Origin of the sequence: Falsochrobactrum ovis (assembly GCF_003259955.1) — a bacterium.
GTDB classification, from domain to species: domain Bacteria; phylum Pseudomonadota; class Alphaproteobacteria; order Rhizobiales; family Rhizobiaceae; genus Brucella; species Brucella ovis_A.
In genome coordinates, this window is the sequence record NZ_QLMK01000001.1 from 19,839 (window position 1) to 35,570 (window position 15,732).

Genomic DNA, 15,732 nt, shown 5'->3' on the forward strand with positions numbered 1-15,732 from the left:
CTACCAGACGATAAGTTTCTCTACCGCTATGCGTGCCCCATTCAACAGCTAGAGAAGATCAATCAGAAATGGAATAAGCGGTTCATCTGCGGGTGGCATAGGATAATCCCGCATATCCTTTGGCCGCACCCATTTCAAAGCCTGTCCTTCCAATCCGCGCGCAATGCCCTCAAAGCGCCGGCAAATATAAAGCGGCATCAGCAGATGAAAATTCTCATAAGCATAACTGGCAAAAGTCAGCGGTGCGAGACAGCCAACTTTCGTGGTAATGCCAATCTCTTCTCTTAATTCACGAATTAATGTTTCTTCCGGTGTTTCTCCCGGCTCGACCTTGCCGCCGGGAAATTCCCAAAGCCCTGCAAGCTGCTTACCTTCCGGACGCTGCGCCAAAAGCACCCGGCCATCAGTGTCAACCAGCGCACATGCGGCAACCAGCAAGATTGGATTGGACTTGATTTCACTCATATTTCTTCGCTTTCCCGATAGGCGTAGCGATAGACTTCTTTGAAACCAAGCTGCTGATAGAATGCCAGCGCTACTTTATTATCTGCCTCAATCTGAAGCCAGGCTAACCACGCACCATTTTTCCGCGCCCAGCACAAAGCCGAATGCATAAGCCGTTTTGCATACCCTTTGCGCCGTTCTGTAACCCGCGTGCAAAGATCGAAAATCCCTGCCAAATCCCGATCCTGCACACATAGAACATTCGCTACAGCAACTCCATTATCCTCAATGACAAACATTCCCTTAGCTGGCTGTATTCTGCCAAGAAGTGCTGAAAATGCTGCTTCCTGTTCATCAAGATGATCGTGATTTGCTAAAGATGCTCTCACATAATCCGAAATCGCGTTGAGCGGCGACAGATCATCTGCGCGATCCATCTCAATTGCGCTTAGTTCCAATTGCATAACAATGGTTTCGCGCTTTCGCACCCAATTGAGCTTTTCAAGCGCTTCATCAAGTTGCGTTGGGGCCAAAGGCGTCAGCCGAAAACAAGGCCGCTGGCCTGCAGCTATGAATTGTGCTGCCAAACGTTTAATCCGCACATCAATGTCACGCGTATCCCCCGGATCAAGCGGATTAATAGAATTTAGCCTTCTGGAAGCAAGGCCCGGCGTCATTCTAACGGCCCAAGCGCCATCATAGCTGACAGATGCCGCAGGCCATGCGCGTGCCCCCACTGCCTCAAAACGGCGTACTAATGCAGGATCATATGGAAATTCCGTGCTCATCATCGGCATCAACTGCGATAGTCGCCATTGATTGCGACATATTCCTTAGTCAGATCACAAGTCCAGACCGTTGCCGTCCCCTCACCCAGCCCCAGATCCACCCGAATGCGAATATCTTCGCCTTTCATATAAGCGGAAGTGGCTTCTTCTGAATAGTCTGGATCGCGCTCGCCTTCAAAAGCAACGCGAATATCGCCAAACCATATTGCCAGCAAATCACGATCCGCCGGCTCCCCAGCCTTACCGACCGCCATCACAACCCGGCCCCAATTGGCGTCTTCGCCTGCAACAGCGGTTTTGACCAAAGGCGAATTGGCAATTGAGAGCGCAATTTTCTTTGCTGATTGGCTTGAAGCCGCGCCGGTTACTTCGATTTCGACCATCTTGCTGGCGCCTTCGCCATCGCGAACAACCTGAAGCGCCAATGTTTTAAGAACCCGGCCAAGCGCCTTTTCGAAATCTTCCAATCTTGCATCATTAAGATCAGTAATTTCCGGCATGCCGCGCTGCGCAGCCATACCAGTGGCAAACAACATCAGCGTGTCAGAGGTCGAAGTATCGCTATCGACAGTCACCGCATTGAAGGTCGAATCAACCCCTTTTGAAAGCAATGCTTGTAAGACATCCGAAGAGATCGCCGCATCTGTTACCACAAAGGAAAGCATAGTCGCCATATCAGGGGCAATCATGCCAGCACCTTTGGCGATACCGTTTATCGTTACAGGCACCTGACCGATGAGAACAGTCTCCGTCGCAATCTTCGGATAGGTATCCGTTGTCATGATCGCGCTGGCTGCCTCGTTCCAGCCCTCCGGTTTTGCTTCTTTAGCCATCTGACCCAGCAAATGCGTGAAGCTGTCAGCCTGAAGCGGCTCACCAATAACCCCTGTCGATGCGAGGAAAATCGCGTTTGTCTCGCATCCCAGCGCCGCGGCTGCAGCTTCCGCAGTTGCTTGCGTCGCCGCCCGTCCCTTTTTACCCGTAAAAGCATTGGCATTGCCGGAATTCACCACAACTGCGCGCGCCTTTCTGTGCGAAAGATTACGGCGGCAGAAATCGACCGGAGCCGATGGGCAAAGCGAACGGGTAAACACTCCCGCCACCGATGCAGGCTGATCAAACACCATCATCATCAGGTCGGTCCGCCCCTGATATTTGATACCCGCCGCCGCCGTCGCGATACGAACACCATCAATCTCTGGCATGGGTGGATAATGTTTAGGCGCGAGAGGAGATATAGACGCAGACATGAATGCCTCTGACAATGCGATATTACTTTGTGTGCAGCATTGAAAATTTTACGCTTTAAAATCAAGCGTGAAACTCGAAAACTGTAAAAACGCCCCGAATTTCGGGGCGTTTTATTGAAATTATTCGGCGGGCGCTGCTTCGCTGCCGTCTGAACCTTGTTCCAGATCATCTTGCAAGGCGGCCGCGTCTTTCATAGCCTTCTCGATGACGGGATCCTTATACTCAATTTTAAGTCCATCCCGCAGCTTTTTCACCAGATCAACATAGCGCTCACGCATGACAATCGAACGGATCTGATCCTCGACCTGATCAAATGCTGGCGGTTGCTTGGTGCGACGGTCTTCTTGCTGAATAACATGGAAGCCGAACTGTGTTTCGACAGGCTCTTTCGTATATTCGCCCGGCTTTAGCGCAAAAGCAGCCTTCTCAAACTCCGGTACCATTTGCCCTTCGGTGAAATAGCCAAGATCGCCACCATTGGCAGCGGTGCCATCGGTGGAATTTTCTTTGGCCAATTCTTCAAATTTTGAACCGCCGTCCAGCTTTTTGATAATGGCCTCAGCTTCTTCTTTGGTTTTCACGAGAATGTGACGTGCACGCACTTCAACCTGCGGAGGAATGGCTGCGATTTCCTTATCATAGCGTGCTCGAACATCTTCATCCGAGATTTTATCCACCACTGCGTCCTTGAAATATTCATTATGCAGCGCGCGCTCACGCAAGAATTCCATCCGGCTTTTAAATTCGTCCGTCTGGTCGAGCTTTTCTTTTTCCGCTTCCGCCGAAAAAGCCTTGATATCAATCAGGGCAGCAAGCGCTGCTAATCGGCGCTGTTCTACCGGAAGACGCGAAAATTGCGGATCAAGGTCACCAGCAGCCTGATCAACCTCACCAACGGTTACTTCCTTACCATCCACGATAGCAAGAACTTTCGCTGGATCTTCCGATGCAGCGGCAGATGGCGCAGCCGTTTCAGCAGGCTGAGCATTGTCTTGCGCAATCGCGGTAAAGTTGCCGAAACTTGCCAAAGCAACAGAAGTAGCCAAAATCGCAAATGTTTTGCGGTAGGATATTTTGAGGACGGCTTTCATATGGAATTCTCTCCTTCGGGACTGCTTATCCGCCCGATGAATAAGGCATAATTTGGCCGAACCCAACCATAGTTTCAGCTAGGAACAAAATCTCCGGCCGCTTGAGCGACGTTGACATCGCCCCATCCCCCTCTTATCTGTCCTTCGAGTTTACGTCCAGTCAGGGCGTAGGGGGAATTAGCTTGGGGGAATTAGACTTGAAAGCGCCTTAAATGGCTGCTTATTGAGTGTACATTTCTTGCATTTGTTTCAATACGCGTGAATAAAGCATTTCGATATTGCCGGAGGACTTCTGGCTGAACGGACAGGAAAGGACCAGGAATGGTCAGCTTTGGCGGCCTTGCCCGCAGGATATTCGGTTCATCAAACGATCGCCGCATCAAGGCGATGCGACAACGTGCAGAGCAAATTACGGCTCTCGAAAAAAATTACGAAACGCTCACCAATGAGCAGCTTCAGGCGAAAACTGCAGAATTTCGCGCGCAGCTCGCTGACGGTAAAAAACTTGACGCTTTGCTTCCTGATGCTTTCGCAACGGTTCGCGAGGCGGCAAAACGTGTGCTCGGCATGCGTCCTTTCGATGTGCAGCTGATTGGTGGTATGGTGTTGCATGAACGCGGCATTGCCGAAATGCGCACCGGTGAAGGTAAGACGCTTATGGCGACCTTACCCGTCTACCTCAATGCGCTTGAGGGCAAAGGTGTTCATGTCGTAACAGTCAACGACTACCTTGCCAGCCGCGACGCGGAGACCATGGGCCAACTGTATAATTTCCTTGGCCTGTCAGTTGGGGTGATCAAGCATGGCCTCGACGACACCGAGCGTCAAGCGGCCTATGCCTGTGATATTACCTACGCAACCAATAACGAGCTCGGCTTCGATTATCTGCGCGATAATATGAAATATGAGCGCGATCAGATGGTCCAGCGTGGGCACAATTATGCCATCGTCGACGAAGTGGATAGTATCCTCATCGACGAAGCGCGCACACCGCTAATCATTTCCGGTCCGCTTGAAGACCGCTCTGATTTTTACAATCTCATCGATACTTTTATTCCTGCGCTGGAGCCAGAAGATTACGAGATCGATGAGAAGCAAAAGACGGCGATTTTCACCGAAGTCGGCACCGAAAAGATGGAAAACCTGCTTGAACAAGCGGGCCATCTGAAAGGTCAAAGTCTTTACGACATCGAAAATGTTGCGGTGGTTCACCACCTCAACAATGCTCTGCGGGCCCATAAGCTATTCCAGCGCGATAAGGACTACATCGTTCGCAACGATGAAATCGTCATCATTGACGAATTTACCGGCCGTATGATGCCAGGACGGCGTTATTCGGAAGGGCTTCATCAAGCGCTTGAAGCCAAAGAGCATGTGACAATCCAGCCGGAAAACCAGACCTTAGCATCGATTACCTTCCAGAATTATTTCCGCATGTATACCAAGCTCTCCGGCATGACCGGTACGGCTGCAACGGAAGCGGAAGAATTTGGTAATATTTACGGTCTGGAAGTAACCGAAATCCCAACCAATCTTCCTGTTAAGCGCATCGATGAGGACGACGAAGTCTATCGTACGGTGGAAGAAAAATATCGTGCAATTGTTCGCGATATCCGTGCAGCGCATGAAAAAGGCCAGCCTATTCTTGTTGGCACGACCTCCATTGAGAAGTCAGAGCTTCTGGCTGAAAGATTGCGCAAGGAAGGCATCAAGGATCTTCAGGTTCTCAATGCTCGCTATCACGAGCAGGAAGCCTTTATCATCGCTCAGGCCGGGGTGCCGGGTGCAGTGACCATCGCCACCAACATGGCGGGCCGCGGTACCGATATTCAGCTCGGCGGTAACCTTGAAATGCGCATTCGTCAGGAACTATCCGATGTCCCGGAAGGACCAGAACGCGACGCGAAAATTGAGGCCATTAAGGCCGATATAGCTGTGCTTAAGGAAAAAGCCCTCGCAGCGGGCGGGCTCTACGTTCTCGCCACAGAGCGCCATGAAAGCCGCCGTATTGATAATCAGTTACGCGGTCGTTCTGGCCGTCAGGGCGATCCTGGCCGGTCGAAATTCTTCTTGTCGCTTCAGGATGATCTGATGCGCATTTTCGGGTCCGACCGTATGGACGGCATGTTGCAAAAGCTGGGCCTCAAAGAAGATGAAGCTATCGTCCATCCTTGGATCAACAAAGCGCTTGAAAAAGCGCAGACCAAGGTCGAAGCGCGCAACTTTGAAATCCGCAAGAACCTGCTCAAATATGACGATGTGATGAATGATCAGCGCAAGGTGATCTTCGAGCAGCGCCTTGAAATAATGGATGAGGAAGATCTGACCGAAACAGTGACAGCAATGCGTCACGAGGTCATTGAAGACATGGTCGCGCTGCGCATTCCCAAAGACGCTTATGCGGAAAAATGGGATATTGCTGGCCTGAAGGAAGATGTAACCTCCAAGCTCAATCTCGATCTGCCGGTCGAAGAATGGGCTAAGGAAGAAGGCATCGCCGAAGAAGAGTTTGAAGCTCGTATCAAGGAAGCAGCCGATAAAGCTGCGGCTGATAAGGCCGAACGTTTCGGACCTCAAATCATGACCTATATTGAAAAATCGGTCATTATGCAGTCATTGGATAACCTTTGGCGCGAACATCTGGTCAATCTTGACCATTTGCGTTCAGTCGTTGGTTTCCGCGGTTATGCGCAGCGTGACCCGCTCAACGAATATAAAACCGAAGGCTTCGAACTGTTCCAAGCTTTGCTGGCTAATTTGCGCGAAGTTGTCGTTTCGCAATTAATGCGGGTAGAAATTGTTCGGGAAGCACCAGCTGAGCCGGAGCTTCCACCAATGACCGGCCACCATATTGATGGCTCGACCGGAGAGGATGATTTTGATGAGGGTGCATGGGAGGCCCATCGTCAGGACGCTCGTATAATCCCCCCAGCCGAACGGGACCCGACAGATCCAAAAACCTGGGGCAAGATCAGCCGCAACGAGGCGTGCCCGTGTGGTTCTGGCAAAAAATACAAGCACTGCCATGGCGCTTTCGATTAATCGGCTTTCGCTAAAGACTAATAGAACACCCGGCTCGCAATGCCGGGTGTTTCCCGTTTAAGAAACGGCTTTATAGGAGGTTAGAATAGGGATTTATTTAGACAATAATTACCATCTCTCAAACTATAAGGGCTTTGCTTCGCTATCGCGTTCTTTTTTTACTTTTATAAAGGTCTGCCAGTTAATGTCTGTGGCATATCAAAATTGTTGTGCCATAGCAGCTAACGAAACTGAGGGAGCGGGGGTGTAAAAGCGTGCGATTTTCCGCGGCTAAAGCAGCAGGACGATTATTGTCCCGCAGGATGGCTGACAGGCTCGCTATTTTAGCGGGAAAAGTGAAGGCTGTCTTGTTGGCGGATGACCCTCATGCCAGCGCACAACGCTCTTCCATTCTGGCATTTAGCGTACGCGCCGGTAGTGCCGCAATCGCGCTGCTCTCTCAAGTCGTGCTTGCGCGCTGGATGGGCGAATTCGAATATGGAATCTATGTTCTTGTCTGGCTTGCTATGCTCATCATGGGCGACCTGGCTTGCTTCGGCCTGCATACGACAATTATTCGTTACGTTCCGGAATATTTTCAGCGTAAAGAATTTGGGCTACTGCGCGGTATATTTTTCACCGGTATCTGGTTTTCATTCACTCTGGCCACCGTCATAGCCGTGCTGGGCTGCGGCTTGCTTTGGCTGCTCGCAGAACGGGTAGAAATCTATTATCTTGTGCCCTTTATTTTGGGCTTTATCTGCCTGCCTATGATAGCCCTGGACAATGTGCTCGACTGTATTGCCCGCTCGCGTAGCCGTATCATAATGGCACTGACGCCGGCCTATATCATACGTCCTTTGCTTGTGTTGGTTTTTATGATCGCAGCCCATGAAGCGGGCTGGCCCTCAACCGCCACCGTAGCATTAGGCCTCTCAATTGTGGCGACATGGCTGACAACCATTGGTCAATTATGGATGGTGCGCCGTGCGCTTGCACCCGAATTACCCAATACCAAACCTGACTATCAACTGGGCCAATGGCTTAAAGTAGCCGCTCCGATTTTCTTTGTTGAGGGCTTTTTCTTTCTGCTCATCAATGTTGATGTGCTGATGGTCGGGCGGGCGATGGACCCGGAACATGTCGCAATCTACTTTGCTGCAACCAAAATCATGGCGCTTGCACATTTTGTATATTTTGCAGTCAAAGCCAGTGTTGCACAGCGTTATTCCGCCTTGCTCCACAAGGGTGACCGCAACGAATTTGCAACTTTCGCTCAAGCTTCGGTACGCTGGACTTTCTGGCCGACATTGATGTTGGGATTTGTCATTTTGGCGATGGGCTATCCGCTACTGCTGCTTTTTGGGCCAGCTTTCACAGAAGGCTATCCGCTGCTTTTCGTATTGATCATCGGCGTAATCGCCCGTGCCAGCGTTGGCCCGGCCGAAACCCTTCTCAATATGGCAGGAAAGCAGAATATCTGCGCTTTGCTTTATGCCATTACATTGAGCGTCAATATCGTGCTCAATTTTCTGCTCATTCCCCGCTTCGGGCTTATGGGGGCAGCTTTTGCCACTGCCATTTCCATGCTGCTAGAAGCAACTCTTCTGTCAACTGCCGTATATAGAACCATGCAGATTGCCATGTTCATCCTTATTCCGGTTAACCCTAGCGTGAAATCAGAGGAGACGCACTAATGCCCGCGAAACCTTTGCTGGAGGAATCTGCGGGTGGGAATGCTGCCCGGATTGTTGCCGAACTGAAAGATCAACTCTCCAGTCCCGATGCTGCAAAACGGCTTGAGGAAAGTTTAAACAACGACGGCAACCCGCGGAAACTGGCCATTTACGGGCCCTATGCGGGGTTTGAACTGCGCGATGAATTGGACCACCTATCTAATCGTGCGGTCGAGCCAAACATCTTTTTCAATGCGCGTTTTCTCACGCCTGCCATGCCACGGCTGGAGGATAGGGAAGTACGGCTGATGGTTATGCGCGATGAAAACGAACAGCGCAGTCGTTTGCGTCTCCTTATGCCTTATACGATTGAGCGTCCCGGACTTCCCCTTTCCTCGCCCATAATACGTGCTTGGGCTACCCCTTTTGGCCCCCAGGGAACACCCCTCGTTGATCACGATGATCCAGAAGCTGTGCTCAATGATCTGTTTGATATTCTTGAACGTGATCATTTACAGATGCCAGAAGTGCTCGTTCTGCCGGAAATGCGCTCTGATGGAGCGGTAACCACACTGATTCGTTCGGTTGCACTAAGTCGCGATCTACCTTTTCAGTCGATCGAAAAAACGCAGCGTCCATTTCTGGAAAGCGAACTTGATGGCATTTCCTATATTAGCCAAGCCATTGGCTCGCATCATCGACGCGAATATAACAGGCTCTGGCGCCGCCTTTCTGAACGCGGAACTCTCAAATATAGCGTTTCTAGAAGCCCGGATGCGGTGCGCGAAGCGTTTGAGCATTTCCTAACATTGGAAGCGAGTGGGTGGAAAGGAAAACGCGGCACCGCTATGGCTGTCGATCGTTTCCGTGCGGCCTTCGCGCGTGAGGCAGTTAACAGCCTCGCCGAGCGGGATTGTGTACGTATCCACGCACTCAAACTTGATAATCGCGTCATCGCCACCTTGATCGTATTTACGGTTTCCGGTGAGGCTTGGACGTGGAAAACCGCTTATGAAGAAAGTCTCAGCAATTTTTCTCCCGGCATTTTGCTGATGATCGAAGTGATAAAAAACCATCTTGAGGATCCAAATATCTTACGCACAGATTCCTGTGCCATTGAAGATCATCCGGTCATGTCACGCTTGTTTCAGCAACGTGAGGCAATCGAAACTCTGATTATCGGCCTTAACCCCGGCGCAGACAAACAAGTGCGCCAAACAGCGTCACAAATTCACCTTTATCAACGCACCCGAAATCTGTCCCGGATCATTCGCAATCGCATCCGCAATTTTTCCGGAAGAAAAGGATAGTCAACAAGCGCAATACAGCGATTGACCTGTTTTGGATTAATCGTTATATCCGTTCCACTGTCCGTTTCCGGACCATATCAAGACTGATTTACAGTCACGTGCGGGTGTGGTGGAACTGGTAGACGCGCCGGACTCAAAATCCGGTTCCGAAAGGAGTGTCGGTTCGATTCCGACCACCCGCACCATTTAGCTCCACCACTGTTTAAGATCATACCGCATCCAGTGCTTGCGCCAGATCGGCAATTAAATCATCCGCATGTTCAATCCCCACGGAAAGCCGGATCGTTGATTCGAGCACACCAATCCGCTCGCGTATATCCTGCGGCACGCCAGAATGGGTCATGGAAGCCGGATGGCTTGCAAGCGATTCGGTCCCCCCAAGGCTGACCGCAAGCTTTATGATCTCAAGTGCATTTAAAAACCGGAAAGCCGCAGCCTGACCGCCCAAAACATCAAAAGAAAACGTAGAGCCTGCGCCCGTGCATTGACGTTGATACAATTTGCCACTCGCTGACGCCTCATCAACAAATGGCAGATAATGCAGCGTTCCCACCTTGGGGTGATCACGCAAGAATTCCGCAACCAGACGCGCATTATCATTGGCGCGCTCCATCCGAAGCCCGAGCGTTTCCAGCGATCGCCCCAGCATCCAGCAAGAATGCGGATCAAGCTGGGTGCCAATTGCTCCGCGCAGCGCCTTAACCTGACGAACGAGCGACTTTTCACCCAGAACCGCACCCGCAATCAAATCGGAATGCCCACCAATATATTTTGTCAGCGAATAGAGTGACAAATCTGCCCCATGCTCTAGCGGTTTTTGAAAAACCGGACCGAGCAATGTATTGTCGCAGACGATGATTGGCCGATGATTTTGCTTTTGCTCAATCTTGTCGGCAACGCGGCTGATAGCAGCAATATCAACAAGACTATTGGTCGGGTTGGCCGGGGTTTCTAACAAGATAATGGAGACACGGCCCCTGGTCAGCGCGTCTTGCGCAGCTTTTTCTATCTCCATTTCATGGACGCCATCTGCAAAAGGCACCGCTTCAACATTGAAATTGGAAAAAGTTCTCGCCAACAGCGTTTCAGTGCCTCCATAAAGCGGCTGAGAATGCAAAATCGCATCCCCTGGCCGCACAAAAGCAAAAAGCGTGGTAGCAATAGCCGACATGCCAGAGGAAAATACCGCACAGCTTTCCGCACTTTCATAGACCGCCAACCGGTCTTCAACTATCTCGCTATTGGGATGATTGAAACGCGAATAAACGAGCCCCGCACCAACACCCTCTGGCGGCTCTTTGCGCCCTGAAACAAAATCAAAAAAGTCGCGTCCATCTTCGGCTGTTTTGAAAACAAAAGTGGACGTCAGAAAAACAGGTGGCTTAACCGCTCCTTCGGAAAGCTCTGGATCATAACCATAGTTGAGCATCTGCGTTTCTGGATGTAGCTGATGATTACCAATAGTTGTTTTGGAAGGACGCGGCGCAGTCATGATGTTCTCCTGATAAACTTGGAACCCAATAGGTCGGTAAGTCTAACAGATAGGCGCCAGAATCATCCTGCCTAATTTATTGCCCAGAAGAAACGCTCCCGCCAAGCCCGGCTTTTCTACGCGAAACAAATGCTTTATTTTTCACCGGTAAAGGAAGTGAACGCATCGGCCTGATTGCCAAGCAGAACTTGTTAACGCTTCCGCCTTTGGAATGTATTTTCCCAGAGCTCTCCGACGAGTGCCAAAGTTATGCCTTTATGGTGGGGAATAATTTTCTATCGGCCCTTGTATAAGAGCATTTTTTTCTAATTTTACGATATTGCTAGCACATACACCGCTAGGCTTTGCTGCGCTTTACCCATAAACTTCGCCCAACGATAAGGAGATTTTTCATGACCAAGTCCCAAGGCACAAATAGTGATCTCACTGCGGGTCGCGGCCAGATATATAATTCCATCCTTGATACTATTGGAAACACGCCTCTTGTGCGCATCGATAAATTCGCGCGCGAAAATGGGGTGGTCGCTAATCTCCTGGTTAAACTCGAGTTTTTCAATCCGCTAGCAAGCGTCAAGGATCGTATCGGTCTTGCCATGATCGAAGCGCTGGAACAGTCCGGCAAAGCCACTCCCGGCAAAACAGTATTTGTCGAGCCTACATCCGGCAATACCGGTATTGCCCTGGCCTTTGCTGCCGCTGCAAAAGGCTATCGCCTGATCTTGACCATGCCTGAAACCATGTCGGTTGAGCGCCGAAAGCTGTTGAAGCTTCTGGGCGCTGAACTGGTGCTCACGGAAGGCGCCAAGGGCATGAAGGGCGCGATTGCCAAGGCAGAAGAGATTGCACAGGAAAATCCCGATGCAATCATTCCGCAGCAGTTTGAGAACGACGCCAACCCAGAAATCCATCGCCGCACAACGGCTGAGGAAATTTGGAACGACACCAATGGCGAAGCCGATATTCTGATTTCCGGCATTGGTACTGGCGGCACCATCACCGGCGTGGGCCAGGTGATCAAGGCACGTAAACCATCCTTCAAGGTGATTGCGGTCGAGCCAACCGATTCACCTGTTCTTTCTGGTGGCGTACCCGGACCACACAAGATCCAAGGCATCGGTGCAGGTTTCACACCAAAGACGCTCGACACCGAAATTTATGATGAAGTTGTACAGGTTTCCAATGACGAAGCCTTCGCCAATGCGCGTTTAATTGCACGTATCGAAGGTATTCCGGTCGGTATTTCGTCCGGTGCTGCGCTGACAGCCGCTATTGAAATTGGCAAGCGCCCTGAGAATAAAGGCAAAAACATCGTCATTATCATTCCATCCTTTGCTGAGCGTTATCTATCGACCGCTCTTTTCGAAGGTCTGGAATAATCTTTACCTCCCCAAGCAAAAAGCCAGAGCGTTTCGCTCTGGCTTTTTTAATAGCTAAATCTTGCCGGACTGGCCTAGCGTCCTGTGCGAGCCGCGCAAGCCGGACCAGGCCCGCGCATATAATGGCGCTCGGGCCGATAGCTCGGTGCGAGGAACTCACGGATGACGTTAAAGCAGTCGCGCAATTGAACAAAAACGCTCATCATCTTCTCCTCTTTACCACTGGATACCACTGATGCCCTCAAGCTTTTCAAGGGGTTAACAAACCCCTTTCACCACTTGCGCATCTTAAGAGAAAATTTAGCAGTTAAAGATGAATAAGGGCTGAATAGATAGTGTTAACAAAAGCTTAATCGGCTTTTCGCTCCTAATTTTGCACAGGCAAATAATGGGCACAAAACAACCAACCTCTAATGAGGCGGGTTTCGTTTCGCCCAAAATACAACTCCTAGCGCCATTAGCGTGTGGGGACCGGCTCCTCGCCACGATAATCGTAAAACCCGCGTCCGGCCTTCCGTCCGAGCCAGCCCGCTTCCACATATTTAACAAGCAATGGACATGGACGATATTTTGAATCCGCCAGACCATCATGCAACACCTGCATGATCGATAGACACGTATCCAGCCCAATAAAATCAGCCAGTTGTAGCGGACCCATCGGATGATTGGCACCAAGCTTCATTGCCGTATCAATCGCTTCCACCGAACCTACACCCTCATAAAGCGTGTAAATCGCCTCATTGATCATAGGCAAAAGAATACGGTTGACGATAAAGGCCGGAAAGTCTTCAGCAACCGTGATTGATTTGCCCAGCGCAGCCACAAAATCTTTCGACTTTCTAAAAGTCTCTTCATCGGTCGCAATACCACGAACCAGTTCCACCAGTTTCATTACCGGCACCGGATTCATAAAATGAATACCGATAAAACGCTCGGGACGGTCAGTGGTTGATGCCAGCCGGGTAATCGAGATCGACGATGTGTTGGTTGCGACAATGGCTTGCGGATTAAGGATCGGGCACAGCTGTGCGAAAATCTTGCGCTTGACGGTTTCGTCCTCGGTTGCCGCCTCAATGGCAAGATCAACTTCCGCCAGTTCTTCCATCGAATGAACCGGGCGAATGCGCTCCATCGCAGCCTTGCGCTGCTCATCTTCGAGTTTTCCTGAACTAACCTGCCGCGCCATATTGCCATTGATGGTGGCAATGCCCTTTTCAAGCCGGTCTGCCGCCGCATCATGCAGGAGCACTTCAAAACCCGCCAGCGCACAAACATGAGCAATACCGCTACCCATTTGGCCTGCGCCGATAATACCAACTGACTTTATTGCCATCGTCCCAACTCCTTCACCTTCGCAGATGATCCCACTATGAACAATTATCCGGTACAGAAACCATAAAACACTTTTTCGCTACGCGGGCAGATAAACACATAAAAGCCCGCCCGCGCTAGGCGCGAGGACGGGCTAAAGTCGCAATCCGCGTGGTCAAACACCCCGCTACTGATTAAAGTGCTTTTTCAAGCTCTGGCAGGATCGTGAAGAGATCACCCACGAGACCATAATCGGCCACCTGGAAAATCGGCGCTTCCTCATCCTTATTGATCGCCACGATCACACGGCTATCCTTCATGCCCGCAAGATGCTGGATCGCACCAGAAATGCCCACGGCAATATATAGATCAGGCGCTACAACCTTTCCGGTCTGGCCAACCTGCCAGTCATTAGGAGCATAGCCCGCATCAACTGCCGCACGGCTTGCGCCAATCGCAGCGCCCAGCTTATCTGCCACCGGCAGAATAACCTCTTGGAATTTCTCCGACGAACCCAGAGCACGACCACCCGAAATAATGACTTTCGCTGAAGTCAATTCTGGACGATCTCCACCCGAAAGAGCGTTGCCCACAAAGCTAGAGACAGCAGGATCAGCCGCAGCATTGATAGTTTCAACCGCAGCCGAACCACCCTCACCTGTTGCCTGGAAGGAAGCTGTACGCACGGTGATAACTTTCTTGGCGTCGCTGCTCTGTACGGTCTGAACAGCATTCCCAGCATAGATTGGACGCTTGAACGTGTCAGGCGCCACCACTTCCATGATTTCCGAAATCTGCATCACATCAAGAAGTGCTGCCACCCGTGGCAAGATGTTCTTAGCCGAAGTGGTAGCTGGCGCAATGATCGTGTCGTAATTACCCGCCTGCTCAACGATAAGCGCCGCAACCGGCTCAGCAAGCTGGTTTTCCAGTGCGTCGCTTTCGGCCAGCAAAACCTTGCGCACGCCATTAAGCTTGGCGGCCGCATCAGCCGCCGCCTGAGCACCCTTACCGGCTACCAGAATATCGATATCGCCACCGATTTGCGTCGCAGCGGTCAGTGCCTTCGCCGTCTGTTCGGAAAGGCTTGCATTATCGTGTTCGGCAATAAGAAGAATAGCCATAGTGTTCATCCCTTCCCAAATCTTACAATACGCCAGCTTCGTTTTTCAGCTTGTCGACAAGTTCGGCTACAGAGCCAACCTTGACGCCCGCCTTGCGTCCACCGGGCTCTTCTGTTTTGAGAACTTTAAGGCGCGGCGCAATGTCAGCGCCAAAATCTTCTGGTGATTTTTCCTCAAGCGGCTTCTTCTTGGCCTTCATAATATTGGGCAGCGATGCATAGCGCGGCTCATTGAGGCGCAGATCAACCGTCACGATTGCTGGAAGCTTGACTTCAATCGTCTGCAAACCACCGTCAACTTCACGCGTAACCTTGGCCGAACCGTCGCCCAACTCAACCTTGGAGGCAAAAGTTGCCTGCGCCCAGCTCAACAAAGCCGAAAGCATCTGGCCGGTCTGGTTGCAGTCATCGTCAATCGCCTGTTTACCAAGGAAAACGAGATCGGGCTGTTCAGCTTCGACAACGCCTTTGAGAATTTTGGCCACACCCAATGGCTCCGCCAGCTCATCAGTCTTAACCAAGATGGCGCGATCAGCCCCCATCGCCAGCGCCGTGCGCAAAGTTTCCTGTGCCTGTGCCGGGCCAACTGATACAGCGACGATTTCCGTCACTTTGCCCGCTTCCTTCAAACGGATCGCCTCTTCAACAGCAATCTCATCAAAGGGGTTCATCGACATCTTCACATTCGCAAGCTCAACGCCAGTCCCGTCTCCCTTGACCCGAATTTTGACGTTGTAATCCACAACCCGCTTGACTGCGACAAGGACCTTCATCCGCGATTACCTCTTCCTCGACTGTTTGGCACCAGAATGCCGTCTTTAACCCGCATTTGCGTGCCAGAATCTGACA

General features: G+C 51.0%; 13 protein-coding genes and 1 tRNA gene. 5 read left to right on the top strand and 9 right to left on the bottom strand.

Annotation, left to right across the window (positions count from 1 at the left end):
• Positions 1-48: 48 nt before the first annotated feature.
• The 4 genes from mutT to C7374_RS00100 all read right to left on the bottom strand — a co-directional run bounded on the left by mutT (position 49) and on the right by C7374_RS00100 (position 3,574).
• Positions 49-465: an 8-oxo-dGTP diphosphatase MutT gene (gene mutT, locus C7374_RS00085; protein ID WP_111573588.1), complete on the bottom strand. Its 417-nt coding sequence runs from the start codon at positions 463-465 to the stop codon at positions 49-51.
• A complete protein-coding gene (locus tag C7374_RS00090) occupies positions 462-1,232 on the bottom strand; it encodes a GNAT family N-acetyltransferase (RefSeq protein WP_111574215.1) in 771 nt (256 codons plus the stop codon). Before C7374_RS00090 ends, mutT begins: the two co-directional genes overlap by 4 nt.
• 8 nt (positions 1,233-1,240) lie before the next feature.
• A complete protein-coding gene (gene argJ / locus C7374_RS00095; RefSeq protein ID WP_111573589.1) occupies positions 1,241-2,482 on the bottom strand; it encodes a bifunctional glutamate N-acetyltransferase/amino-acid acetyltransferase ArgJ in 1,242 nt (413 codons plus the stop codon).
• A gap of 120 nt (positions 2,483-2,602) precedes the next feature.
• A complete protein-coding gene (locus C7374_RS00100; protein ID WP_111573590.1) occupies positions 2,603-3,574 on the bottom strand; it encodes a peptidylprolyl isomerase in 972 nt (323 codons plus the stop codon).
• Positions 3,575-3,895: 321 nt separating this feature from the next.
• Here C7374_RS00100 and secA point away from each other — a divergent pair, with 321 nt between their 5' ends.
• The 4 genes from secA (at position 3,896) to C7374_RS00125 (ending at position 9,766) form a co-directional block, all read left to right on the top strand.
• A complete protein-coding gene (secA, locus tag C7374_RS00110; RefSeq protein ID WP_111573591.1) occupies positions 3,896-6,616 on the top strand; it encodes a preprotein translocase subunit SecA in 2,721 nt (906 codons plus the stop codon).
• 254 nt (positions 6,617-6,870) lie between these two features.
• Positions 6,871-8,292: a lipopolysaccharide biosynthesis protein gene (locus tag C7374_RS00115; RefSeq protein WP_170130202.1), complete on the top strand. Its 1,422-nt coding sequence runs from the start codon at positions 6,871-6,873 to the stop codon at positions 8,290-8,292.
• Positions 8,292-9,581 (top strand): type IV secretion system effector crotonyl transferase BspF, encoded by a 1,290-nt coding sequence (gene bspF, locus C7374_RS00120; RefSeq protein WP_111573593.1) that lies wholly within the window; start codon positions 8,292-8,294, stop codon positions 9,579-9,581. The genes C7374_RS00115 and bspF overlap by 1 nt, the downstream gene beginning before the upstream one ends.
• A 100-nt stretch (positions 9,582-9,681) precedes the next feature.
• Positions 9,682-9,766, top strand: a tRNA-Leu gene (locus C7374_RS00125).
• Positions 9,767-9,789: 23 nt separating this feature from the next.
• Here C7374_RS00125 and C7374_RS00130 read toward each other — a convergent pair.
• Positions 9,790-11,073: a cystathionine gamma-synthase family protein gene (locus C7374_RS00130; RefSeq protein WP_111573594.1), complete on the bottom strand. Its 1,284-nt coding sequence runs from the start codon at positions 11,071-11,073 to the stop codon at positions 9,790-9,792.
• Between the two features lie 392 nt (positions 11,074-11,465).
• Between C7374_RS00130 and cysK the strand changes: the two genes are divergently transcribed.
• Complete coding sequence (gene cysK, locus C7374_RS00135; protein ID WP_111573595.1) at positions 11,466-12,449, top strand: cysteine synthase A; 984 nt, start codon at positions 11,466-11,468, stop codon at positions 12,447-12,449.
• 74 nt (positions 12,450-12,523) lie between these two features.
• Here cysK and C7374_RS16465 read toward each other — a convergent pair whose 3' ends face one another.
• The 4 genes from C7374_RS16465 to C7374_RS00150 all read right to left on the bottom strand — a co-directional run bounded on the left by C7374_RS16465 (position 12,524) and on the right by C7374_RS00150 (position 15,656).
• Entirely contained in the window at positions 12,524-12,652 is a 129-nt protein-coding gene (locus C7374_RS16465) for a hypothetical protein (protein WP_280967553.1), read from the bottom strand.
• Between the two features lie 254 nt (positions 12,653-12,906).
• Entirely contained in the window at positions 12,907-13,782 is an 876-nt protein-coding gene (locus C7374_RS00140) for a 3-hydroxybutyryl-CoA dehydrogenase (RefSeq protein WP_111573596.1), read from the bottom strand.
• Between the two features lie 172 nt (positions 13,783-13,954).
• Positions 13,955-14,884, bottom strand: coding sequence for an electron transfer flavoprotein subunit alpha/FixB family protein (locus C7374_RS00145; RefSeq protein ID WP_111573597.1), 930 nt, complete (start codon positions 14,882-14,884; stop codon positions 13,955-13,957).
• 22 nt (positions 14,885-14,906) lie between these two features.
• Positions 14,907-15,656: an electron transfer flavoprotein subunit beta/FixA family protein gene (locus C7374_RS00150; protein WP_111573598.1), complete on the bottom strand. Its 750-nt coding sequence runs from the start codon at positions 15,654-15,656 to the stop codon at positions 14,907-14,909.
• Positions 15,657-15,732 lie beyond the last annotated feature (76 nt).

What these genes read in the sequence shown, in the direction of transcription:
- mutT (WP_111573588.1), bottom strand. Translation starts at nt 465, where the DNA reads ATGAGTGAAATCAAGTCCAATCCAATCTTGCTGGTTGCCGCATGTGCG.
- C7374_RS00090 (WP_111574215.1), bottom strand. Translation starts at nt 1,232, where the DNA reads ATGAGCACGGAATTTCCATATGATCCTGCATTAGTACGCCGTTTTGAG.
- argJ (WP_111573589.1), bottom strand. Translation starts at nt 2,482, where the DNA reads ATGTCTGCGTCTATATCTCCTCTCGCGCCTAAACATTATCCACCCATG.
- C7374_RS00100 (WP_111573590.1), bottom strand. Translation starts at nt 3,574, where the DNA reads ATGAAAGCCGTCCTCAAAATATCCTACCGCAAAACATTTGCGATTTTG.
- secA (WP_111573591.1), top strand. Translation starts at nt 3,896, where the DNA reads ATGGTCAGCTTTGGCGGCCTTGCCCGCAGGATATTCGGTTCATCAAAC.
- bspF (WP_111573593.1), top strand. Translation starts at nt 8,292, where the DNA reads ATGCCCGCGAAACCTTTGCTGGAGGAATCTGCGGGTGGGAATGCTGCC.
- C7374_RS00130 (WP_111573594.1), bottom strand. Translation starts at nt 11,073, where the DNA reads ATGACTGCGCCGCGTCCTTCCAAAACAACTATTGGTAATCATCAGCTA.
- cysK (WP_111573595.1), top strand. Translation starts at nt 11,466, where the DNA reads ATGACCAAGTCCCAAGGCACAAATAGTGATCTCACTGCGGGTCGCGGC.
- C7374_RS16465 (WP_280967553.1), bottom strand. Translation starts at nt 12,652, where the DNA reads ATGAGCGTTTTTGTTCAATTGCGCGACTGCTTTAACGTCATCCGTGAG.
- C7374_RS00140 (WP_111573596.1), bottom strand. Translation starts at nt 13,782, where the DNA reads ATGGCAATAAAGTCAGTTGGTATTATCGGCGCAGGCCAAATGGGTAGC.
- C7374_RS00145 (WP_111573597.1), bottom strand. Translation starts at nt 14,884, where the DNA reads ATGGCTATTCTTCTTATTGCCGAACACGATAATGCAAGCCTTTCCGAA.
- C7374_RS00150 (WP_111573598.1), bottom strand. Translation starts at nt 15,656, where the DNA reads ATGAAGGTCCTTGTCGCAGTCAAGCGGGTTGTGGATTACAACGTCAAA.